The organism is Tepidanaerobacter sp. GT38, from assembly GCF_021991635.1.
In the GTDB taxonomy this organism is placed as follows: Bacteria; Bacillota; Thermosediminibacteria; order Thermosediminibacterales; family Tepidanaerobacteraceae; genus DTU063.
Genome location: NZ_JAFFJA010000009.1, coordinates 1 through 22,811, shown reverse-complemented (window position 1 = coordinate 22,811; position 22,811 = coordinate 1). Strand labels below are relative to the sequence as shown.

Below are 22,811 nucleotides of genomic sequence, written 5' to 3'. Positions count from 1 at the left end.
TGCCGAAATGGCAGGATGGAGGCTTTGCTCTATATTTTTGATTTCTAAAGTGACATTTTCATGCGATAATTAACTATGTTTTGGTCCATTTTTAGGTGACATTTTTAAAAGATATTGACATAATGATTTTATGTTATAATGTTTTTACTCTTGCGTTGTGGAGGGATTGGATTGATCAAAATTATCAAAAAACCTTATTTTTTATGGACGCTTTTTTTCGTCAATCTCATTGGTTCCATTTACGGATTTTATTGGTACCATCAGCAACTATTAGAGACTCAGGGAATTTTAAAATTATTTGTCCCGGACAGTCCTACAGCCTCACTGCTTTTTACTCTAGCTCTTTTTATGATGCTAACAAAAAAGCCCAAACCTCTTTTATCGCTTATAGCTTGTGGCTGGCTGATAAAGTATGGGCTTTGGGCTGTTATTATTAACACTCACTATTATTTTATTGGGGGCAATTATACATTTACAAATTTCCATTTAACGCTATCTCACCTAGGTATGGCTGCCGAAGGTTTTCTATTTATAAATGATATTGTTATTAATAAATATCATTTGATTTCTTTAATTTCCCTTATGATAATAAGTGATATATTAGATTATAAACTAGGTATACACCCTTGGCTTTTTGCTCAAAGTCAATTAAAGGCTGCAGCTTTCTCCGTTGCAGTACTTACCTCTTTGATAAGTCTTTACTGCATCTGGCTTTATAAAAAGCGCTACTGACTGCTTTGATTTTTTAGATATTCAGGACAGTCTTCTTTTAAAGGACAAATATGGCATAAGGGTTTTCTTGCCCGGCAAACATTGCGGCCGTGGTAGATTAACCAATGATGGGCCTTTATCCATAATGATTCGGGTATTTTTCTATTTAAGTCCTTTTCCACATCAAGGACATCTTTTCCTTTAGAAAATCCTAAACGATGGGCCAGCCTGTATACATGAGTATCTACTGCAAAAGCAGGTATGCCAAAGGCGTTGGCCAAAATTACATTAGCAGTTTTCCGGCCAACACCTGGAAGCTGTATCAATTCATCAAAAGTAGCCGGCACTTGTCCACCATACTTTTCTAAAAGCATCTTGGACGTTGCAATGATATTGTTGCTCTTATTCCTGAAAAGGCCGCATTCCTTAATATCCTGTTCCAGTTCCCTTCTATCTGCTGCCGCGAAATCTTCCGGCCCCTTATATTTTTTGAAAAGCTTTTCTGTAACACTGTTGACCCTTTTGTCGGTGCATTGGGCCGCCAATATAGTAGCAATTAACAACTCAAATGGATTCTTGTAATTTAAAGCTGTTGTAGCATCAGGATATAATTGACCCAGTTTATCGAGAATACGGACTATGCGATCACGTTCTTTCTTATCAAGCTTTTCTGCATCTTTCATAAGAATCATCCTTCAGCAAAATACTTAAGCTGCATGTTTGTTTTTTAACATCTCTTCTAAAATATCTATAGCTTTTCTAAGTTGAATATCCTCTTTTGATGAGAGCTTTTTAATTATGGCATCATTCAATGCCTTATAAAAATTGCTGTCCACAATACCCGTTACAGGAAGTCCAGCTTGCTTCTGCAGCGTTTTTACAGCTTCTAATGTCCTTGGCCCGAAAACGCCGTCAGGTTGAGCATTAAGCAAATTTAAAAATTTTAACCGCTGTTGAACGCCTAAGACTTCCAAGCCGATATTCCCATAACTTAATGTCTTTTCAGTGCTTATAGGGATAAAATCTTTCATGGGATTTGATTTATCAGCCTCAACAACTACATCAGGAATTATACCAGTCTTGTTTATGTTAGTACCATTTGGAGTGGTATAGTAGGCCGTTGTGAGTTTTATCCCTCCTAAAGCTCCTAAGCTTAGAGTTCTCTGTACCATACCCTTTCCAAAAGTTCGTTCACCAACCAAATAGCCTGCTTTTCTGTCTTTTATTGCTCCTGCCAGAATCTCCGAAGCACTGGCAGAACCACCATTTACAAGAACAACTAAGCTAAAAGGCGAGGGCTCGGAATCAGATGTATAAGATTGAGTCTTGCCGTCTTTAGAAACTATATTGACTATAGGTCCTTTTGGAACAAAACGCTTGGCAACTTCCACCGCTTGGTCCAGGTAGCCCCCTGGATTGTTTCTAAGATCAAGCACTATGCCTAAAACGCCGCTCTTTTTAAAGGCATCAAGAGTGTTGTCCAAATTTTCAACAGTGTTCTCATTAAATTCATTTATTTTGATATAGCCGATACCTTTTCCCAACACTGTTGACTCAACAGGATTAATTTTTATGATATCTCTTTCCACTTCAAATCTTAGGGTTTCTCCATCGCGAATTACGCCGATATTGACTTTAGTCCCTATATCGCCCTTGATTCGCTTTGTGACTTCAGCGGTTGAAAGCCCTGTGATATCGCTACCATCAATTTCAACAATTCTATCTCCAGGCTTTATTCCAGCCTTTTCTGCAGGACTGCCGCTTAGAACAGAAACAACGGTTATGTATTTATCTTTCAAAGTTATTACAACACCTATACCACCAAAATTGCCACTTGTGGATTCAAGAAATTCTTTAAACTCACTGGGAGTATAATACTCAGAGTAAGGATCGTTTAAAGATTCAACCATGCCTTTAATGGCACCTCTTAGTAATTCCAAATCGTCAATATCATTTACATAATTTGTCCTTAAAAAGTTTTCCATCTGAAGTAAAAAATATATTTCATCCGGAATTTTTTCATCAGCAGCATTTACATGACCGTATGTAAGAGGATTTAGAAGAAAAATTGATACCAGAATAACCATCGCAGTAAGCTTGCATTTACTAAAACTTTTTCCCATTTAGATACCTTCCTCCGGATAATATTAATGTTTATATTTTAACATAAAAACTTACAGTTGTATAACTAAATTAATTCCATCTGTAAAAAAAAAGCCTTTGGCAAGGCTTTATACATTATCTTTTAAGTATTTCTTTGCTTCAGACACCAATTCCTTCATAAGCTGTTTTACGGAGACAATTTCTTTTATTTTGTAGACATTTGCCCCGGCAAAGGCAAAACCTTTATCAAGGTTTCCCTTTTGAGCATTTATCAAAGCATCTGCTATGCAATAAGGTGCCTTTGCAGGATTACATGGTTTTAAGCAGTTGCAAAGGCAGAAAATTGGCTTTTTATTTCCTGCTTTAACATCTTTTAGAAATTTGTTTTTAATTGCTCTGCCTATCATTCCCACAGGGCTTTGAATAATTTGCACATCGTCATGTCCTGCATTTATATAAGCTTTTTTAAATTCATCTGAAGCATCACATTCATGGGTTGCCACAAAACGCGTAGCCATTTGAACTCCTGCGGCACCTCTCTTTATGAATTCTGCTATATCCTTACCTGAAAAAATTCCACCTGCAGCAATAACAGGTATATTTTTTTTGTAAATTGCCTCAAAGGGTTTGATTACTTCCAGCACATCTTTTAAGATGTTTTCCAACTGAAAATCAGGATGCATTATATCCTCTTCTTTAAAACCAAGATGCCCTCCTGCTAAAGGCCCTTCGACAACTATTGCGTCGGGAACAACACCATAGTGTCTGTGCCAACTATTGCAAATTACTGCTGCCGCTCTACCCGAAGAAACAATGGGAACAACTTTAGTATCGGTACCCATTGTAAACTGAGGTAATTTCAAAGGAAGACCTGCCCCTGCAAAAATGATGTCAATCTTTTGTTTTACTGCTTCTACGACCATCTGTTCGAAATTGTTTAAAGCTACCATGACATTTATGCCTAAAACTCCACCTTTAGCAATTTCTCGGGCCTTTTTAATATGTGCTCTAAGGGCTCTTAAGTTTGCTTCCATTTTATTTTTTAAATAATCTTGCTCATTAAAACCAATTTCCACTGCAGAAATTACCCCAATTCCCCCGTTTAAAGCCACAGTTCCGGCTAAAGATGAAAGAGAAATTCCAACTCCCATGCCACCTTGCACTATAGGCACCTTTGCCACCAATGACCCTATTTTAAGCTCAGGTAAATCCATTTTTAACCTCCTCATATTTGGTATTAGCACCTGGTATTAAGACTTTCTTTTAGTATATACTTTATGTTAGAAAAAGAAAAGAATAAAATAATAAAATTATTTAGTCCTATTAGTTACTAACGTTGAAATGTTAACCAATACCTTCTTAATCGGAATATCAGGAAGTTGTTCAATGGATTTCTGAGCCTTTTCAACATACTTTTCAGCTATGCATCTGGCATAATTTAAGCCTCCTGAATTTTTTACAATTTCTATAGCGTTTTCTATTTCTGCTTCGTCGGTTCTCTTATTTAAAAGTATATCTTTAAGATACTCTTTTTGTTTAGAATGCCTTAGTGCATAAATAGTCGGCAATGTAATTACACCTTCTCTTATATCTGCCCCCACAGGCTTTCCAAGTTGAGTATTATTACTTGTAAAGTCCAGCAAATCATCAACTATTTGAAATGCTATGCCAATATTCATACCATATTTATATAACGCTTTTACGGTTTTTTCCGGAGCTTTAGAAGCCCTTGCCCCCAACTCGGCACTAAGTGCAAATAACATGGCGGTTTTCCTTCGTATTCTAAAAATGTAATCTTTAAAGGTGAGGTTAGTGTTGAAAAGGTCCTCCCTTTGTTTTAACTCACCTTCACAAATTTTGTGCAAAACTTTAGCAACGATACGAAGTAATTCAAAATGCTCAGAAAACGCATATAGTTCAAAAACCTTGCTAAACACAAAGTCTCCTGCAAAAACCGCAACATCTTTACCTAATCTTGATTGAATAGTTGGTATTCCACGGCGCAATGGCGAATCGTCTATTATATCATCATGTATTAAAGTAGCCGTATGTATAAGTTCTACAGATACTGCCAGTTGTCTAACTTTTTCGAAATCATACTGACCAAATCTGGAAGCAGCTAAAACCATTGCAGGCCTTAATCGCTTTCCTCCTGAAAAAATCATATCTTTAAGTGGCTGTTTGATTAGGTCTATATCAGTATCTATCCATGCCAATAAGTCTTCCTCTAAAATTAACAGTTCCTCTTCAATATCTTTGAGAATTTGTTTGTACACCATATCACCACACTAATTAAGTCTAAAAAAATAGACAGTTTTACATATCTAGTATAAACATTTCGTTTCAAAAAGTCTACAGTGTGATTATATTTCTGCTTCTTAAGTGCCGAATATTTAATCATAGTACAGAAAATGTAAAAAACTTAACATGGAAAAGATTCACGAGAATAGCCAGTCAATTTTTAAAAGCGGTAGAGCATATGGCTGCAGCTATCTAAGTATCCCGAGCTGGGAACAGGGAAAAGGGTTTGCTGTTGTTGGCGGCTCAGGAAATATCTCATGAAGAATGCAAGCTGTCAAGAAAGGGCAATTTTATTTCAAAGAAGCAGTTCATTCTGACGATGCATTAAGTATATTAATTTACTTGCTTTTGTTAAAGGATTTTTTAAAAATAAGACGAAGTTATTACAATATACTTTTTCTGGCAATATGAACTTATATAATTTTAAATCATGAAACTTTTGGATTATTTTTCCGTCTAATCATATATGATATTATATATTTATGATATTATATATTTTATTTTTTAGACTGCGGAAGGAGGTACTGATTTGCCGATAATACACCTAAAGAACATATCCCGCAGTTACAAAAACGGTCAGGTTCTTATTGAAGCACTGAAAGATGTAAACTTGAGTATTGAAGAAGGTGAATTTGTTTCTATTATGGGACCTTCCGGCTCAGGTAAGTCTACCTTGCTCAATATATTAGGCTGTCTTGATAAACCCACGTCTGGAACATATGAAATCGCAGGCAGGCGTGTTGAGAAAATGGGAGACAATCAGCTAGCTGATATAAGAAACCAACTGCTGGGATTCGTATTTCAAAGTTTTCATTTGTTGCCGGATTTAAACGCTTTAGAAAATGTGGAGCTGCCCCTTATTTATCGCGGTTTAGGCGGCAAAGAACGCCGCAAACGCTCTATTGAAGCACTAAAATCTGTAGGTCTCGAAAAGCGCATTTATCACAGGCCTTCTCAGCTTTCAGGCGGCGAACAACAACGGGTAGCCATCGCTCGCGCAATCGTAGGCAATCCTAAAGTTATACTTGCAGATGAGCCTACAGGTGCTTTGGACTCCAAGACAAGCGAAACCATAATGGAAATATTTCAAGAATTAAACAAGGAACGCGGTATAACCATAGTCCAGGTTACTCACGAAAAAAATATAGCCCAATACGGCAAAAGGATATACCACTTGCTGGACGGAAAAATTGAACGCATTGAAAATATTCCAGAGTAAACTTTATTTAAGATTTTAGGAGGTCTTTAAATGGCACAGCGGATTTTAATGATAGCTTTGATAATAGTAATTGTAATGGGCGGCGGCCTTTATGCTTATAGGGAACTTGTACCACCACCCGTACAGGAGGCACAAGGTCCGATTTATTCTACAAAACCAGTAACAAGAGGAGATATTTCCGTCGGAGTAGAGGTATCCGGACCTTTAAACCCTTCCCGCAGCGGCAGCATAATGGCTCCTGGTGGCAGAAATTATTATGAAATCCCTTCCAGTAATATTCAATATACTCTTGTAGAAATTTTAGCTGAAGAAGGCACAGCGGTTAAAATGGGGCAAGTTATTGCAAGGCTTGCAGCCCCAGAACTTCATACGCAGATAAAAAACGCGGAAGATGAACTAAAAAGTGAAAAAAGATTTCTATCTGAATTAACAGGTTTGCCTGAAGAACGCTTACATGAAATCAACCCTGCTCAAGGTGTTGTACTTAGAGCGCCTATTGACGGCAGAGTTTCCGGTTTGTCGGTTTCCGAAGGCAAAGAGGTTAAGCAAGGACATATTGTAGCAAGAATAGTAGATGATTCTCATTTTAAAATCAATGCAAAAGTCTATCCTGATGAGTTTGCCCACATAAAACTTAACCAGGAATTGGCTTTACGTTTTTCGGCATTTGATGGAATTTATTATGGAAAAGTCACTGATATCAATCCCAATCCGGTCCCTGACGGCAATGAGGAAAGTCCTGCAAAAGGCTTTGTCTACTGGATTACTGTTGAAGGCAAAAATCCAGGCTTGGTAACACCTGGCCTTGAGGTATACCTTGGCGTACCCAGTTCTACAAATAACTCTTCACAAGTCCTTTGGTTTAAAAATCCTTCTACAGTCGAAAGCTTCGTCGATGAGGAAAGAGTGCTATCTACTGTAGAAGCAATGGCGACTCAAGTTCATGTAAGAGAAATGCAGATGGTTAAGAAAGGCGATCCTATTGTATCTTTATCTGGTTCTGATGTTCAACAGACTTTAGAAGAAAGATTAGAAAAAATACGAAGAAAAGAATCTGAACTGGCCGAGCTTTATTCAAAAGCAGGTCAAATGGAAGTAAGAGCTCCCATGGACGGAGTTATAGCCAGGTGGGAAACCCAGATCGGGGCACAGATACAGCCTGGCGAATGGATGGGATATGTTTTCAACACAAGCGATATGAGCATGTGGGTTGAAGTTGACGATATCGATGTCCTCATGATAAAACAAGGTTCCCCTGTCACCGTTACTGTAGAGGCACTTCCCGGCGAAACCTTTGAAGGAGTAGTAGAGCATGTATCTACTATGGGCAAAGATATGCAAGGCATTACCCGTTTTGGTGTAGAAATTCGCGTTCAGGGCGGTCCCAACCTTAAACCCGGAATGCAGGCTAGTGCATATATTGATGCAGGCAGCGCCAAAGATGTGCTATTAATTCCATTAGAAGCTATTTTTGAGGAAGATGGGGCACAAAAAGTCGAAGTATTGAATCCCGATGGCACTACAAAAGTAGCAACTGTAAAACTTGGCTTGATGAACGATAGGTATGCAGAAGTTAAAAGTGGTCTTCAGGAAGGTGAGCTGGTTATAACAGGCAGCAGCGCCGACTTGCTTCCAAGTCAGCATATTGGAAACAAAAACTCTATTTTGCCTTCACAAAATAATGATAGTAACAACAATGACCAGCAAAAAACACCGGCAGCCAATTAAGGAGTGGATAAAATGTTAACACGATTGTGGTTTGCTGCCAGAATGGCCGCCCATGGCATCCTGGCACAGCCTTTGCGTTCTGCACTTACCATATTAGGTGTAGCAATTGGCGTTACTTGTGTTGTGAGCCTAATGGGTATAGGCGAAGGCGCAAGGCAGGCAGTTGTAGCTCAGTTTGAAAGTCTGGGATCAAACGTTATCGTAATTAAAGCAAATGACCCATCAGTAGAATTTGACCCCGATGAGGTGCCAGATTTGGTTGAGCGAGTAGATGGTATGGATATGGCTACACCAGTTGTACATACAAATGCAGTTATGCGCTGGCGAAGAGCCCGAGGCACAGTGGATATCATCGGTGTAAACAGTAAATTTCCGGAAATAAGGGATAATGATTTAATAGCGGGTCACTTTTTTACTGAATTGCATGTATCTCAAAGATCGCCGGTAGTTGTTTTAGGGTACAACATGGGAACAGGACTAATGGGCGGTAGAAATCCTGTAGGTCAGGTAATAAGTCTAAATGGTATGACCTTTAGAATAGTGGGAGTGCTGGCCCCTAAGGGCCCGGGCAAGGCAGATGACATTGATAATAAAATAGTCATACCTTATACTACCGCATTGAGAATTGCTGAAAAAAAGACTGTGGCCGAAATATGGGGAAAAGCCGAAACGCCCCAAAAAGCTGATTTAGCCGTAGTACAGCTGGGCAGAATTTTTAAAAGAAAGTTAGGTCTCGACCAAAGTGCACCGACTACAGTGCCTGGAGGCCAAGATCAAGACATGGCATCTGAAGATGTTATACATGAAAAGGCCGAAATGGCAGAAGCTGTACCAATAAATTCATCAAAAAACAATCCAATTATTCCGGGCGGAGAAAGTTTAATAACAATAACTAACCTTAACCAGCTGGTCCAAGAGGCAGACCAAGCTAATCGAGTAATGACCCTACTACTAGGTGGTATTGCCGCAGTATCACTTTTAGTTGGCGGCTTGGGAATAATGAACATCATGCTTGTCGCAGTCACTGAGCGCACACAAGAGATAGGGGTGCGCCGAGCTCTTGGTGCAAAGCAGTTTGATTTGCTTGTACAATTTCTCCTAGAAGCACTATATGTTAGCGGTATCGGTGCCATAGCCGGCACGGCCGGTGGAATTTGGGGATTAAATGCCTTTGCCCGCCACGGCTTTGAAACCGCCATCAGCTTTGATGCCATAAAAATCGCAGTAGTTGTAGCCCTAAGTTCCGGCCTCCTTTTTGGAATATATCCAGCAGTTTCGGCATCTTCAGTACCGCCAATAGAAGCTCTTAGACGGCAATAAAAAAAGCCGGTATCTGGCTTGAGCAAAAGATCAAGTCTGATACCGGTATTTTTATTTATTGCTTCAAAATTTTTGCAATCAGCTGGCCTTTGTCAAGTTTTAAACCCGCTTTTTTTGCTTGTTTTATTAGAAAATCATAGTGCTGCATTGCAGCTTGTTTTTTTGCAATAGCCAGGTCTACAGCATCAGGATCATTTTGAGCCCATTGAAATGCTTTTTCGGATAAGTTGATTTCCAAAAGCGCCTTTTCAATTTCCTCTATCAAGTTGGCCTCACGGTCTTTGCTGCTGCCAAGGCTTTGGGTCATGCCGACCTCCTCCTGATAAGATTGTAGTATATCCTATGCAGGAAGGAGGAATTATTTGCTTTCATCTATAACAAATTTGAAAACCATTTATTGGAACCTGATATTTTTCTTTACTAGTAGACTGCTCTTTCAATTTCCACGTCAAATATTTCTCCGCTGCGGTTTATAGTAAGTATTACCTTAGTGCCAACTTTACCCAGCATCCTAAATCTGGCTTCTCCGTAACCCTCCATTTCGTTAATTTTTATGCCATTAACTGCCACCACAATGTCCCCAGGCGCAAGACCTGCTTTTTCAGCGGGCATTCCGGGCACACATGCCAATATTACAGTCTCTCCTCTTTCGTTTTGAGCCATAAAAACACCTATGGCACCTTCGTTTAGTTTATCCATAAGTATTTCATCTTCTCTATTCCATGTAAATTCTACATAACAGACTTTTTTATCTGTCACAAAAAATTTAGCTGTGTAGCCAAGGCCTTCAAAGCCATCGTCTGGATTTAATTCTGCTGTTAATATAGTGCCATTGTCGTGGGCCTTTCCTTCTACTTGCCACACATTTTCTGAAAGCTCAATTAGGGTGCTTTCATTATTTTCCAAAGTTCCTCCGTACTCGAGCATGATATTAATGTATTCGGCAATCTCCTCCTTGGATTTATACATTTCGAAGTATCCGTCCATATAATTGTTCACATAAACCGCATCGTCTGCCAGAAGGTCTATTGCAATCTCAAAATCTCCCCAATTAATGGCCTTAATAAAGGTATCAATGATATTTTTATTTTCCTCGCTTTTCGAATAGGCTAGGAAAGCCATGAACTCGCTGCCAGCACCCAATGTTGCCGGCTTTGTCCCTTTTTCGCCATCTGCATCTGCCCTTACTTTGAAAAAGTAGGGTCCAACTTCCGGTATGGTTTTATCGTATATTGTCAGTGTCACCTTATCGCCTTTTTTAGCAGTAATCCCTGCTACATGCACCTTTTGGCCATCATCGCTTACATCGGCCTTATCCAATATTTTTTCTACACCATTTACTTCAACTTTATCCTGCCCTACTGTAACTGCCATTTCCTCTGGTAAACCGAATTCAATCCAGCCTTCGTCAAAGTTATCACCTAAGGTATAGGTAAGTGTAAGGGTTTGGTTTGTGCCTGACTTGGCACTTTTTGGGCTAACTTCCAGGTTGCCCTCATATTCAAGAGGTACTCTGGTAAAACCAAATGCTTTGTTTGTAAGGGCAATAAACTCTCCTCTGGTGATTTTGTCATCAGGATAGAATCTGCCATCATCGCTGCATTGGGCCCACCCTTTATCCAGCCACTCCAAGATTTGCCCCTTTGCCCAATGACCTTCCACATCCAGGGGCTGTGCAAGAGAAAGTCCCGCCTGTAGCAATAACACCACTAAGACTACACATGCTACCGCAATTTTCTTGAACTTTGACATCTTTTTTACCTCCATGCAGTTTTTATTAAACATATAAAAGGATTAAGAACATTTAACAAGTTCCTTTTTAACTATATACACCCCCTACATCCATATAAAATTGGCCTTTTATCCTATATCCCATTTTATATATTTCACTCTTATGAAAAAGATCGAGCTGCCATCATAAAACATTTCTTTACTTGACGGGGAAATCAAAATATGTGTCAGGGTAAGGCTCATCTTTTAGCGTATAATGCCACCATTCCTCAGGATAAGCCTCAAACCCTGCATTTACCATGGCATCCCGTAGTATGTTTCGGTTTTTCTCCTGCTCTGCTGTAATTAAATGGGTGCCATGGTTTGAAATTTCCCCGAAGAAATCAAATCCACTCCCCATATCCACTTCTTTACCTGTAGATATTTCAACCAAAGTCAGATCCACCGTGCTTCCTCTTGAATGCCCGGATTTTTCCGCAATATATCCCTGCTCAAATAAAACCGACTTATCCAATTCTGGATAATATTTTTCCTTCATTTTAGTATCATTTAAATCTTTTGACCAACGCACAAAATAGTCAACAGCCCTCTGTGGGCGATAAGCGTCAAAAATTTTTATATAATACCCCTGTTCTTCTAATGCATCTGCTGCTTTTTTAAGTGCTTGGGCTGCTTCTACAGTGAGTATAGCTTTAGGCGCTTCGTATCCATCTATTACAGTTCCTACAAAATTATCCTCGCTAAAATAGCGTATCTCAAGCTGCGCAGTAGGAATTACATCAGTAACATATACAAATCCTTCAGGAAGTGAATTTTGATTTGAACTAGAAGCACATGATATAAGTAATGACAACAAAATTAAAATAAATATACTGTACTTTATAATCAAAGTAATATTATTTTTTGTTTTGAAAGATTTAAGCACCGCCCATCACTCCTCAAAAATTAATAAAAAACAATTCAGCTGAGCTTTCTTCGCATAGCTATTACAGTACTGTCATGCTTATTAATTCAATATTTATTATATTCTATAAATAAATAATAGCAAGACTTTTTTGCATACTCATTTTTACTCCGTCATCAGTTGATTTTTCAATGTTATATAGCTATTATATTAAAAAATGTTGACTGGTAATTTTATAGCTAATAGGGAGCTGTGATATATATTGGTGTTTTTATTAATTGGTATATGGCTTTTTATGATATCTGCATCTTTCCCTTATATTACAGAAAAAATTTATTCTTCATTTATCTACAAAATAATTAGCCGAAACTTAAGTAAAATATCAGGTCTATTTCCTTTTTCATTAGCAGAAATAGCCATTGTGTTTTTAATGCTTTTTATAATAATTTATGCTTTCCGATTTATCTTTTGCCTTATAAGAAGAAGAGACATAAAACAAATAAAAAAGTTGTTTCTAAATATTGTAACTGCCGCAGGAATTATTTATTTTGCTTTTCAGATGCTTTGGGGACTAAATTACAATAGAGTAAGGCTTGACGAAACCTTAAAATTAGATACAACAACACCCACGCAGCAAGAACTTGTAAGTCTTTGCGAACATTTGATTGAAAAGGCAAATAATCTTAGAAAAGATTTAAATGAAAACAAAGATAATAATATAATGAAGCTTCCTTATGAAAAGGCTGAAGCTTTAAAAATCGCCTATAAAGGTTTTAAAAAAGCTTCATTATATTATCCTAATCTTGACGAGAAATACGGAAGGCCTAAAGGGATAGTTCTTTCGAGGCTCATGTGTTACACCGGAATTACGGGTTTCTTTTTCCCTTTCACCGGTGAAGCAAATGTTAATATGCACGTACCTGATCCTTTCTTTCCCTTTGTTATAGCCCATGAAATGGCACATCAGATAGGATTTGCCCGAGAAGACGAAGCCAATTTTTTTGCTTATATTGCATGTATTAATCATCCTGATATTTATTTTAAATATTCAGGAACGCTTTCAGCTTTAAATTACACAATGAGCGCTTTAAGAAAGGTAGATAATATCAAACATGGCGAACTACTTGCCACATATAGCGAAGGAGTTGCTCGCGATATAAAATATAACAACGAATTTTGGAGTCAATATTCCGGACCAATAGAAAACATCTCAGATAAGATTAATGACACTTACCTTAAAACCCAAAATCAAAAAGCTGGAGTAAAAAGTTATGGGGCTATGGTAGATTTGTTAATTGGTGAGTACAGAAAAAATATAAAGTAAAAAGCACATCACGAGCAATTCACATAATATAGAATAATATCACAAATTGCCAGCTCTAAGTCCAAAATCACAGGTACAGGGTTGTAATAATCACCATGTACCTCTTTTTTTTTGATAAAAAGTCCAATTCAATCGTGAACAGAGAAAAAACCTGCAGTATGCAGGTATTTTGATCCCTTATGGGCTAGCTAAAAATCCGTGAAATTAACTAAAAAATTATGATAAACAGAGAAAAATAATTTATTGAATTTTATAACTGCTTCAGAAATCAACGTCATCTTTTTTAAAATAATTATTATACACATTTTATTCTCAAAATACCACAAAGAATTTTATCCAACATATTAAACAAAGTTGAATAATTTTTAGCATAATACAACTTTCTTTGGGAATCTATTGAAGTTATCTGGCTTACAAATCACATAAGAACCATGGACAAAAAAATAGGAGATTATGCCAAAACTCTTAGTTAGAATTATGAAAGATGGCTGACCTGTAGGGTAGCCATTTTCATATATTATGCTTGTTGTAAAGCTTGGTCTTTTTAACCACCGCTAAACAAGTAAGATCAGTTTTATGAAAGAACTTTTCCATATTAATATGTATCTGATGTAAAGCCTATTATATCATACTCAGATAAGTCAAATTGTTTTTTTCATAAAAATAAAAAAGGTTTTTCTGATATTGTCACCTATATGATGAAATAATCTGTGATCAATATCGGAAAAACTTTAATTTCATGCCAACAGATAATTAATCTGGTCTGAAAAGCTGATATTCTTCGTATCCCATTTTCTCACGGGACAGTTCACAATTTCATATGGAAGACCTAACTCATCAATAAATTGAGCAAACTTTTTATCTAACCACGGAGGAGTCCATGCCCCCGATCTGCATATATGAATCGTCGATACCTTTATGTTTTTACCTATGTCGTTAAAATTGCAATATCTGATGTTATAAATATTGTTCATCGGCTTAAAATACTCAGGTTTTTCTGATGTATATGGGCCATAAACAATAATAGCTTCTTTGATTAGATTGTCCTTTAAAAGTTTACCGAGCCAGTTGGAACAATTTACTTCAAAGTTAAGCGACGAAAGTCCGCCATATCCAAGATCGGCATGGGAATCAAATAGATAAACTATCCTACAATTATTTTCTTTTGCTATGTTATAAGATAAAACATGCGAGTCTGAAACATAAACTTTAATATCGTTATCAAATTGAAAGTGGTGCTTAATTTTCTTCCAGAATATACCTAACTCAGGAGAAAGCTGAAATGACTTCTGTATATCTCTTCCCTGCAACTTTTCTTGGATATACCTTTTGTACCAAAGGTCAACCAGGCTCCTATCATTTTCTAAATACGAACCCCAATTATCTTTTTTTATGTAGATAAAATAGTCCCAGTCTATTGATAACAGGCACTTTTCCACTGCATCACCCCCAGAATGGAACTATTTTATAGCAGCTCAACATAACCCACAGTCATACTTTTCAGTAGTAATACATTACTGCTATCAAAACTGCATTCTGGAGAGCATTATTTTGTGGAACTTTACTAAATTTTATACCTTTGTATTGTATTAGTCAATTCTTCTGCAAACCCAGCATTATTTTATGCCGGTACAAAACCAAAGCTACCCGTTATATCTATTCTTCAATAATATTCAATCATTTTGTAATAGGTTTCTTGAACGGAATCGAGAATATCTAAAAAATCATTTCTCCTGGTTTGTAACCAGCCGGTAATTCTTCTTCACTTAAAAATTTAAAACTGTCATCACGCAGTATAGGAAGAAATACTTCATATGGAATTTTGGAAAATTCGCAGCCGTAATTGCTTGCTCCGAACCACTTGCCCTCTTTGCTGCACAGATTTAAACCCCTGGCAAATTTCGTATAATTTGAGCAATCATGCACTACTAAATCCCACTTTTCTTCATCGGCTATTTTCATTAATTTCAGAGTTAATTCCCTGCTCCAAATTGGAGATATATATCCGTGCCTTGAAATATACATGTTTTCCCCATAATAATTGCCTATGTTATTTTCATTTAGATGTAGTTCTGCGCAGTTGATAAAATCCGGTTTTACCTCCAAGATAGCCTGCTTTTTCTTAAGAAAGCTTGTAAAGAACTCTGGAGTCATCGGAGATTCAACACCTACGCTTTTTATATATTTCTTGGCTATCCCTATATTCTCGATCACCTTATCCGAACAGTTAGATGCGGCTAGATTAAAACGTATCTCATCAAGGCCAGCTTCCCCCAATGCTTTTAATGACTCCTCAGTAGCCAGTAGGCCGTTTGTATATAGATGTTGATGAATATCTGCATCGCTAAATTTCTTTATCACCGGATAGTATTCTTCAATTTCCATGAATGGCTCTAAATAAACGTAAGAAACGCCTGTGGGTTTTTGGTAGATTGAAAGAAGCAAATCAATATCTTTCTCATAGAACTTTGTACCTCCAATTTCCCACATGCCCTCTCCTACTGGGGGAATGTCATCCAGTTCTCCATAGTTATAACAGAACTTACACCTCAGGTTGCATTTGTTGGTTTTTCTAATTGCACTCAGACCGGTTCCCAAAAGGCATGAACGGCATCCTTTTGAGAATTTACTTTCATCTCCCACAAAAAAAGTTCTATTTTCTAAAGTCTTCAGGCCTTTTATTTCAGACATTAGCATATTATTTCTATGCTCAACAGCTGCCTCGATTTGGGCAAAAGTAGCGTATACGATTTCCTGTTGTTTTGCCATTAGTTCCTCATCTTCCGGTAACATTGAAAAAAATTCGAACCATAAAAGCGCATCTTTTTTTGAAATTTTCACGTTGTATCCTCCTCTTATTCCGATAAAGGAAATCCTCTTGGACGCATAAAATTCCAAGAGGTTTCTTACTCCACATAGCTATATGAGGAAATATTACGGTTCTAATACTTTCTCCCTCATCTTTTTTATAAGCTCTAAAACTCTTGCTTCAATCTTAATAAGGTCTTCTTCCTTTGGTGCCCCTTCAAATTCCACGGATTCAATGAAGTCCCAATTCATCTTATTTCTTTCCATTATTTCATTCAGCTCCTTCTCTGCACCGCCAGACCAGCCATATGACCCGAATCTAAATGCCAGCTTACCTGTAATCCTCTTTCTGCCAAGCTCGTTTAAAGCTGCTGCAACGGGCGGAAAAAGCTTGTACTCATAAGTAGGTGCTGCAATAATTACGCCTGCGGATTTAAAAACCGTTGCCACCATTTCACTATCACTTTCCTGAGGCATTTCAATCTTGTTATATTTGACCCCTTCTCTTTTAAGTATGCCTTCAACGTAATCAACTGCTTTTGCGGTCATTCCATACATGGATCCCCACAATATAGCGACCTCATTCTTGCCTGCCCCTTCAGCGTATCGGGAAAACCTAGTATAATCATCTATGATTTTTTGAGGATTTTTTCTATACACCGGGCCATGGCCAGGAGCTATGATATTTATTTCAAGGGTTTTTGCCTTCTCAATGGCCTTTCTCAGGCTAGGTGTAAAAGTTGTCATTACATTGGAATAATACCTTATTCCTTCAAATTCAAAGAAGTCTACCTCTTCAGGTGTCAGATCATCATCAAAACAATGATCTCCCATCCTGCCAAATGCTCCAAACATATCACATGAGAATAAAGTTTTTGTATCTCTTTCATAGGTGTACATGGTGTCCGGCCAGTGAACATTTGGCACCGGATGGAAACTCAATACCTTGCCTTTTCCAAGGTCTAAAGTATCTCCTTCCTTTACAATCCTTATATTGTCCTCTCCGTAAAAGGAGGCTACCATCTTTGCAGCTTTATCAGTACAAATTATTGTAAAGTCTTCCTTAATTTTCCTGAAGTTTGAAATCCAGCCGGAATGGTCCGGTTCCATATGATTAACAATTAAATAATTTATATTTTTCGGCTCAACACCTATTTCTTCTAAGTTTTTATAAAGGGTTTCTGGTACCCCATCCCAACCAATTACACCATCAATTATTGCGGTCTTGTCCCCTTGAACGATATAGGAATTAAGAGTGACTCCATTTGCAATCTCCCACATTCCCTCGAATAGTATGTCATCAACATTCATAGTAAGCATATGTATTCCGTCCGCAATTTTTAGCTTCTTCATACCCATCCTCCTCGAATTTATAGCAAAATCTCCATGATAAAATACTTTGGTTTTATTACCAGATAGCATGTACATAAATATTATACAATATATTCAAACACATCGTAATGAAAAAATTCACTTTCTCAAAAACCGCAGTTTAAAAAAGCAGGGTTTGTATGACCTGGATGTCTTTGCAAAAAAATTTAAACCTCCACAGGTAGTTTATAAAACTTTCTGGGGAGGTTAGCTTTTTGGTCATCTAGAAAGATCATTTATTCGATGTTAAGGGCAGCTTTCCAATCAGTTTCCTTAAAGCCAACCAGAACAAAGTCGTCGCTGATTAGAATCGGTCGCTTCACAAGCATACCATCCGACGCCAACAGACTATACTGTTCATCCTCGCTCATAGCAGGAAGCTTATCTTTCAGTTTCAATTCTTTATACTTTAACCCGCTTGTATTGAAGAATTTCTTCAGTGGCAGACCGCTTTTTTTATGCCAATCTTTCAGTTCCTGGAGTGTAGGATTGTTATCTTTTATATTCCTTTCTTCAAAGGCTAAGCCGTTTGCCACAAGCCACTTTTTTGCCTTTTGGCAGGTTGTGCATTTCGGGTAACATACAAATATCATAATGTAACTCCTTTTCTTTTATTTTTATAATATCACCTTTTTCACTATAATATCTTTATTTTACCATATCAACGCCTAAACTTCTAACAACACCTTAACCGCGCTATCATGTTAGTACCATCTTATTTCTTCCGACACAATTTGTTTCACTTCTTTATAAAGCTTCTCAGTCATGTCACAGCATTGAACAAGAGATAGACCAAGTAACTCAAAATTTTGCAGCCACGATATCTATAGTCCAAGTGTAAAAGTGAAAATCGTATATTCATTTTCTACACTTTCGGCAAATATCTCACCGCCTAGTCTCTCTATAATTGTTTTCGCAAATGGAAGGTATAAGTTTAATATCTTTTTCAGCCACCACAGCTTCCATTGATAAAATCACACCATCTATTGCATTGCTTATATTAAATGGCACTTTTTGTATAACAAATCTCATATCCTCCATTTTCGCCAAATTTGTAGCAGCGACCAATCTACTATCTGCGCTTCCCAGCCAAGTTCCAGTAAAATAAACACTAACCAGATAACCCAAGATAGTAAGGTTATGCGAGGCCATAAGCTATATGTCATGCCTCTAGCAATGCCCATTAATAGCAGTAGCCCAGCAGAATATAGTGCTGCTACAATTAAATGACTGTTCATCCAAAGAACCCGACTGATTTGTTATCTAACAATAATTCTGCTCTACCACCCTCATAAGGGTATTTATGTCAATCTATACAAAAAAAACCGCGATGTAGCTAGAATTGATGTCTGATTTGAAACCTCCAAACCATGTTATATAGGCTCCTCACCGCCGCATTTGACTGTAACGGGGAGCCTAGTTTGTCTTGTGAACTAATGTTAGTTAATATACACAAAAACAAAATATGTTTGCTATAATATTTACTGACTTCAGAATAAATTAAAATGAGTAATTTAAACTTGGTTTATGCAAGCTATTTGGAAAGGCGTGATTTTGTGAACTTGCAAAAGCTGCTTGGTTCTACACGTAAAGCAATTGATGATTATAAAATGATTGACGATGGGGATAAAATTGCTGTTGGTGTCTCAGGTGGCAAGGATAGTTTAACACTATTGTACGCTTTATCTCATTTACGGCGTTTCTATCCAAAAAAATTTGATATTGAAGCAATAACTGTAAACATGGGCTTAAAAGATATGGATTTTTCCCAAGTTGAGAAACTTTGCAAAGAACTTGGTGTTAATTATACAATAGTAGAAACAAAAATAGCTGACATTATTTTTTCGTATCGAAAGGAAAAAAACCCCTGCTCACTCTGTGCCAAGCTGCGCAAGGGTGCATTTAACCTAAAAGCAAAGGAGTTTGGATGCAATAAAAAAGCATATGCCCATCATTTTGATGATGTAATAGAAACCATGATGATGTCTTTGATATATGAAGGAAGATTCAATTGCTTTTCTCCTGTCACATATCTAGACAGATCAGGTATAACCCTAATCAGACCGCTAATATATATAAGAGAAGCAGACATAAAAGGCTTCCGCAATGCATATAATCTGCCGGTGGTTAAAAACCTGTGTCCGGTTAATGGTTATACTAAGCGCCAATATGTAAAAGGATTAATAAAATCCTTACAATCTGAAACCCCAGACGTTAAGAAACAACTTTTCCATGCTATTCAGACAAGTAATATACCAGGTTGGAGAAAGTCAGACTAATAAATGTATATATTAATGGAACGTTCTCTGTTATAATAAAAAGTAAGCATTATTAAAATACAGCAAGTACTCAAGAATTAAAAAAACTATACGGGAAATGCTGTTCTAGTTTCTCTGTGAAAATATTTTCAAGGAGGCCAGTATATGGGCACAGTTATTGATTTATCCAAAAGCGTCTATGAAATATGTAAAAACTATCCCGAAGTGGTTGACATCATGAAAGATTTAGGGTTTGAGAACATTACGAGCCCAGGCATGCTAAATACGGCAGGCAGGTTTATGACTATCCCTAAGGGTGCTGCAATGAAACATATTCCCATGGAAAAAATCAAAGAGGCATTCGCAGCAAAAGGTTATGAATTAAAAGAATAACTGTAAAAAATTCGATAACTAAAACAGCACCATCGGTTATATCCTTTGGTGCTGTTTGAATTCTATGTATTAGCATGCTCAGCCATTATTAATACAAACCATCATACTCCATTTAATATGCTATAAATCTTGTCCATATCTAAGTTATTTCTAAGTAAGTCAGCCAGCTTATCGTACTGCTCCTCTTTGAATTCCTTAAAACTCTTAACGGCACCGTCAACTTCTTTGAGGCCTTTTCTTTTTCTTAGATTGTTTACAAGGCCTATTGTAAAATCCATATTGTCAAATATTCCATGAATATATGTTCCTAGTACATCACCGTTTCTTACTCCATCCACCTTTTCTTGATTTTGCCCCAGGATTGAGTAAATAGTTAAATATGAAGCGCAGTTCTCAAAATATTCAGTGGTACCCATATGTATTTCATAGCCTTCAACCATCATACCTTTAAGGCCTTCCAATATGCCTTCATTATCTGTTATTGAAGCTTTTACCCTTGTAGTTACCTTCTTTTTTTGAAAAGTTGTTTTCATATTTAGAAGCCCTAATCCTTTTACCTTTTCCATATTTGATTCAACATGGTACGGATCTTCTATCTCTGTTCCGAGCATCTGATATCCCCCACAAATACCATATATAACAGTGCCTGAGCGATAAAGCCTATGTATCTCTTTCTCAAAACCTGATTTCCTAATAAACAAAAGATCTTCAATTGTATTTTTGGAACCCGGCAAAATAACCATATCAGGATTCCCAATGTTTGACGCATGCTCAACATATCGGACGCTGACACCTTTTATGTTTTCCAAAGCATTGAAGTCGGTAAAGTTGGATATGTGAGGCAGTTTTATTATTGCTATATCTATTTCAGCAGATTTTTCAGCCCTATTTTGAATAAACCTTTCAGCCAAACTGTCCTCATCTTCTATGTTCAGTTTTGTATACGGAATTACCCCTAACACAGGAACCTTAATTATATCCTCCAACATCATTATGCCTGGCTCAAGTACCTTGATATCTCCTCTAAACTTGTTTATAATTACACCTTTAACCCTGGCCTTTTCATTCTCCGTCAAAAGCATCATTGTTCCAACCAGTGAAGCAAAAACTCCGCCTTTGTCAATATCTCCTACAATAATTACAGGTGCATCGGCTATTTCAGCCATTCCCATATTCACTAAATCATTTTCCCTTAAATTTATTTCGGCAGGACTTCCTGCACCTTCAATAACTATAATGTCATTTTTTTCAGAAAGTCTGTCATATGCATTACGAACCAATTCTTTTAGCTGCGGCTTAAACTCGTGATATTCAGCAGCTGACATATTACCGTATACTTCCCCGTTAATGACAACTTGCGTCTTTTTATCAGTAGTAGGCTTAAGTAGTATGGGATTCATCTCAACGGAGGGTTCAATGCCCGCTGCCTCTGCCTGCACTACCTGAGCCCGTCCCATTTCCTTGCCATCCTTTGTGATAAAAGAATTTAATGCCATGTTCTGGGATTTAAAAGGCGCCACTTTATATCCGTCCTGTCTGAATATCCTGCACATACCGGCAGCAATAAGGCTTTTCCCCGCAGATGAAGCCGTACCTTGTATCATGATGCATTTTGCCTTCATAAACAATTCCGCTCCTTCCCAAACAGCAAACAGTTTTCCACAAATCTTTTAGCAAAACTGGGATTACTCCAGAAATGAATATGCGGATAACCTGCCAGCAAGTTATGTATTTTAAAGCCGCATTTCCAACTCACTGAATTGCTGCTTCTTCTACTTTTACTGATACAGTAGGATGTGGTAACATCCTTATTTACTTCAATAGTCGAATAGTGAAATTCATGCCCTCTTATTTTTTCACCCCTTTCAGCAAGAATATTATCTTCAACAACTTCTATTTCAATATATCCAAATCTTTGCAGTGACTTGGTCATCCTGCATATGCCGGGAACTATCCCTACCATGTCGTATTTCTCCCCGTCATCTGTTACTATACCTTCTGACAGGTACATAAGCCCTCCGCATTCGGCATAAGTAGGCAATCCCCTTGTTATGTGAGTTTTGATACATTCCATCATGCCTTTGTTTTTCTCTAGCTGAGCTGCAAAAATTTCCGGATATCCCCCACCCAGATAAAGCCCATTTATTCCTTCAGGAAGGCAATTATCATTGAGAGGACTGAAATATACCAGCTCCGCACCCAACATTTCTAGCAAATCCAGGTTGTCCTGGTAATAAAAATTGAAGGCTTGATCCTTTGCCACAGCTATCCTTGCTCCTGGAGAGAGAGGTTTGATGGAAAACCTAATATCTTGTTTTGGAATATCTGGTAAATTTTTATCGTAGTTTACATTCTCGTCAGCTATTTTCCTCAGAAGCACCAAATCAACAGTCTCTTTCAATTCCTCGGACAGCATGGTTAACTTTTGTCGCAAATCCTTTATCTCACCTTGCGGAATCAATCCAAGATGTCTGCTTTCCAGCTTTATCTCCGGCATGTTCTTCAAATAACCAACTACAGCAATGTCCAGGTATGTCTCTATAGCATTTTTCAACAACCGGAAATGGGCTTCGCTTTTTACATTGTTTATTATCCCTCCCTCTATAATCTTTATTTATGTTTAAATATCTCACCTATTCT

22 protein-coding genes are annotated in these 22,811 nt (G+C 37.4%); 7 read left to right on the top strand and 15 right to left on the bottom strand.

Features of this window, described 5'->3' with window-relative positions:
- Positions 1–171 precede the first annotated feature (171 nt).
- Entirely contained in the window at positions 172–732 is a 561-nt protein-coding gene (locus JT739_RS01985; RefSeq protein ID WP_237659412.1) for a DUF1405 domain-containing protein, read from the top strand.
- On the opposite strand, the gene nth is transcribed toward JT739_RS01985, so the two are convergent.
- The 4 genes from nth to JT739_RS01965 all read right to left on the bottom strand — a co-directional run bounded on the left by nth (position 726) and on the right by JT739_RS01965 (position 5,093).
- Positions 726–1,394, bottom strand: coding sequence for an endonuclease III (nth, locus tag JT739_RS01980; protein WP_237659411.1), 669 nt, complete (start codon positions 1,392–1,394; stop codon positions 726–728). The two genes, JT739_RS01985 and nth, sit on opposite strands and share 7 nt — an antisense overlap.
- A 24-nt stretch (positions 1,395–1,418) precedes the next feature.
- Complete coding sequence (locus tag JT739_RS01975) at positions 1,419–2,834, bottom strand: S41 family peptidase (protein WP_237659410.1); 1,416 nt, start codon at positions 2,832–2,834, stop codon at positions 1,419–1,421.
- 108 nt (positions 2,835–2,942) lie between these two features.
- Positions 2,943–4,028 (bottom strand): nitronate monooxygenase family protein, encoded by a 1,086-nt coding sequence (locus tag JT739_RS01970; protein ID WP_237659409.1) that lies wholly within the window; start codon positions 4,026–4,028, stop codon positions 2,943–2,945.
- A gap of 96 nt (positions 4,029–4,124) precedes the next feature.
- Positions 4,125–5,093 carry a polyprenyl synthetase family protein gene (locus tag JT739_RS01965; RefSeq protein WP_237659408.1) on the bottom strand — a complete coding sequence of 323 codons (969 nt, stop codon included), beginning with the start codon at positions 5,091–5,093 and terminating at the stop codon, positions 4,125–4,127.
- 551 nt (positions 5,094–5,644) lie between these two features.
- Here JT739_RS01965 and JT739_RS01960 point away from each other — a divergent pair.
- The 3 genes from JT739_RS01960 to JT739_RS01950 are packed head-to-tail and all read left to right on the top strand — an operon-like array spanning position 5,645 to position 9,382.
- On the top strand, positions 5,645–6,334 hold the full coding sequence (locus JT739_RS01960; RefSeq protein WP_237659407.1) for an ABC transporter ATP-binding protein: 690 nt from the start codon (positions 5,645–5,647) through the stop codon (positions 6,332–6,334).
- A 30-nt stretch (positions 6,335–6,364) separates the two neighbouring features.
- The gene (locus JT739_RS01955) at positions 6,365–8,062 is read left to right on the top strand and encodes an efflux RND transporter periplasmic adaptor subunit (protein ID WP_237659406.1); all 1,698 of its coding nucleotides are present in this window, start codon (positions 6,365–6,367) and stop codon (positions 8,060–8,062) included.
- A 12-nt stretch (positions 8,063–8,074) separates the two neighbouring features.
- Positions 8,075–9,382, top strand: coding sequence for an ABC transporter permease (locus JT739_RS01950; protein WP_237659405.1), 1,308 nt, complete (start codon positions 8,075–8,077; stop codon positions 9,380–9,382).
- Between the two features lie 55 nt (positions 9,383–9,437).
- On the opposite strand, the gene JT739_RS01945 is transcribed toward JT739_RS01950, so the two are convergent.
- From JT739_RS01945 to JT739_RS01935, 3 genes are all read right to left on the bottom strand, one after another.
- Positions 9,438–9,689, bottom strand: coding sequence for a DUF2508 family protein (locus tag JT739_RS01945; protein ID WP_237659404.1), 252 nt, complete (start codon positions 9,687–9,689; stop codon positions 9,438–9,440).
- 113 nt (positions 9,690–9,802) lie between these two features.
- Entirely contained in the window at positions 9,803–11,134 is a 1,332-nt protein-coding gene (locus JT739_RS01940; protein WP_237659403.1) for a BslA/BslB family hydrophobin, read from the bottom strand.
- A 178-nt stretch (positions 11,135–11,312) separates the two neighbouring features.
- Positions 11,313–11,999 carry a M15 family metallopeptidase gene (locus JT739_RS01935; protein WP_370642553.1) on the bottom strand — a complete coding sequence of 229 codons (687 nt, stop codon included), beginning with the start codon at positions 11,997–11,999 and terminating at the stop codon, positions 11,313–11,315.
- Between the two features lie 283 nt (positions 12,000–12,282).
- On the opposite strand from JT739_RS01935, the gene JT739_RS01930 reads away from it, so the two are divergent.
- Positions 12,283–13,341: a DUF3810 domain-containing protein gene (locus tag JT739_RS01930; RefSeq protein ID WP_237659401.1), complete on the top strand. Its 1,059-nt coding sequence runs from the start codon at positions 12,283–12,285 to the stop codon at positions 13,339–13,341.
- Between the two features lie 737 nt (positions 13,342–14,078).
- Here the strand turns inward: JT739_RS01930 and JT739_RS01925 are convergent.
- The 6 genes from JT739_RS01925 to JT739_RS01900 all read right to left on the bottom strand — a co-directional run bounded on the left by JT739_RS01925 (position 14,079) and on the right by JT739_RS01900 (position 18,758).
- The gene (locus JT739_RS01925; protein ID WP_237659400.1) at positions 14,079–14,780 is read right to left on the bottom strand and encodes a hypothetical protein; all 702 of its coding nucleotides are present in this window, start codon (positions 14,778–14,780) and stop codon (positions 14,079–14,081) included.
- Positions 14,781–15,057: 277 nt separating this feature from the next.
- Positions 15,058–16,182, bottom strand: coding sequence for a radical SAM protein (locus tag JT739_RS01920; RefSeq protein WP_237659399.1), 1,125 nt, complete (start codon positions 16,180–16,182; stop codon positions 15,058–15,060).
- A gap of 93 nt (positions 16,183–16,275) precedes the next feature.
- Positions 16,276–17,502: an FprA family A-type flavoprotein gene (locus JT739_RS01915; RefSeq protein WP_237659398.1), complete on the bottom strand. Its 1,227-nt coding sequence runs from the start codon at positions 17,500–17,502 to the stop codon at positions 16,276–16,278.
- A gap of 254 nt (positions 17,503–17,756) precedes the next feature.
- Positions 17,757–18,113 (bottom strand): arsenate reductase family protein, encoded by a 357-nt coding sequence (locus JT739_RS01910; RefSeq protein ID WP_237659397.1) that lies wholly within the window; start codon positions 18,111–18,113, stop codon positions 17,757–17,759.
- A 292-nt stretch (positions 18,114–18,405) separates the two neighbouring features.
- Positions 18,406–18,552 carry a hypothetical protein gene (locus JT739_RS01905; RefSeq protein ID WP_237659396.1) on the bottom strand — a complete coding sequence of 49 codons (147 nt, stop codon included), beginning with the start codon at positions 18,550–18,552 and terminating at the stop codon, positions 18,406–18,408.
- Complete coding sequence (locus JT739_RS01900) at positions 18,549–18,758, bottom strand: hypothetical protein (RefSeq protein ID WP_237659395.1); 210 nt, start codon at positions 18,756–18,758, stop codon at positions 18,549–18,551. Before JT739_RS01900 ends, JT739_RS01905 begins: the two co-directional genes overlap by 4 nt.
- A 318-nt stretch (positions 18,759–19,076) precedes the next feature.
- Here JT739_RS01900 and JT739_RS01895 point away from each other — a divergent pair, with 318 nt between their 5' ends.
- Positions 19,077–19,799, top strand: coding sequence for a tRNA 2-thiocytidine biosynthesis TtcA family protein (locus JT739_RS01895; RefSeq protein WP_237659394.1), 723 nt, complete (start codon positions 19,077–19,079; stop codon positions 19,797–19,799).
- 144 nt (positions 19,800–19,943) lie between these two features.
- Complete coding sequence (locus JT739_RS01890; protein ID WP_237659393.1) at positions 19,944–20,171, top strand: DUF1858 domain-containing protein; 228 nt, start codon at positions 19,944–19,946, stop codon at positions 20,169–20,171.
- A gap of 101 nt (positions 20,172–20,272) precedes the next feature.
- On the opposite strand, the gene JT739_RS01885 is transcribed toward JT739_RS01890, so the two are convergent.
- Both JT739_RS01885 and JT739_RS01880 read right to left on the bottom strand, forming a co-directional pair.
- On the bottom strand, positions 20,273–21,793 hold the full coding sequence (locus JT739_RS01885) for a cobyric acid synthase (RefSeq protein WP_237659392.1): 1,521 nt from the start codon (positions 21,791–21,793) through the stop codon (positions 20,273–20,275).
- Positions 21,790–22,764 carry a cobyrinate a,c-diamide synthase gene (locus tag JT739_RS01880; protein ID WP_370642551.1) on the bottom strand — a complete coding sequence of 325 codons (975 nt, stop codon included), beginning with the start codon at positions 22,762–22,764 and terminating at the stop codon, positions 21,790–21,792. Before JT739_RS01880 ends, JT739_RS01885 begins: the two co-directional genes overlap by 4 nt.
- Positions 22,765–22,811 lie beyond the last annotated feature (47 nt).

Bases quoted from the DNA above. Each gene is read 5' to 3' on its own strand.
- nth (WP_237659411.1), bottom strand. From the start codon at position 1,394: ATGAAAGATGCAGAAAAGCTTGATAAGAAAGAACGTGATCGCATAGTC.
- JT739_RS01975 (WP_237659410.1), bottom strand. From the start codon at position 2,834: ATGGGAAAAAGTTTTAGTAAATGCAAGCTTACTGCGATGGTTATTCTG.
- JT739_RS01970 (WP_237659409.1), bottom strand. From the start codon at position 4,028: ATGGATTTACCTGAGCTTAAAATAGGGTCATTGGTGGCAAAGGTGCCT.
- JT739_RS01965 (WP_237659408.1), bottom strand. From the start codon at position 5,093: ATGGTGTACAAACAAATTCTCAAAGATATTGAAGAGGAACTGTTAATT.
- JT739_RS01955 (WP_237659406.1), top strand. From the start codon at position 6,365: ATGGCACAGCGGATTTTAATGATAGCTTTGATAATAGTAATTGTAATG.
- JT739_RS01950 (WP_237659405.1), top strand. From the start codon at position 8,075: ATGTTAACACGATTGTGGTTTGCTGCCAGAATGGCCGCCCATGGCATC.
- JT739_RS01945 (WP_237659404.1), bottom strand. From the start codon at position 9,689: ATGACCCAAAGCCTTGGCAGCAGCAAAGACCGTGAGGCCAACTTGATA.
- JT739_RS01940 (WP_237659403.1), bottom strand. From the start codon at position 11,134: ATGTCAAAGTTCAAGAAAATTGCGGTAGCATGTGTAGTCTTAGTGGTG.
- JT739_RS01915 (WP_237659398.1), bottom strand. From the start codon at position 17,502: ATGAAGAAGCTAAAAATTGCGGACGGAATACATATGCTTACTATGAAT.
- JT739_RS01910 (WP_237659397.1), bottom strand. From the start codon at position 18,113: ATGATATTTGTATGTTACCCGAAATGCACAACCTGCCAAAAGGCAAAA.
- JT739_RS01905 (WP_237659396.1), bottom strand. From the start codon at position 18,552: ATGAGATTTGTTATACAAAAAGTGCCATTTAATATAAGCAATGCAATA.
- JT739_RS01900 (WP_237659395.1), bottom strand. From the start codon at position 18,758: ATGAACAGTCATTTAATTGTAGCAGCACTATATTCTGCTGGGCTACTG.
- JT739_RS01890 (WP_237659393.1), top strand. From the start codon at position 19,944: ATGGGCACAGTTATTGATTTATCCAAAAGCGTCTATGAAATATGTAAA.
- JT739_RS01885 (WP_237659392.1), bottom strand. From the start codon at position 21,793: ATGAAGGCAAAATGCATCATGATACAAGGTACGGCTTCATCTGCGGGG.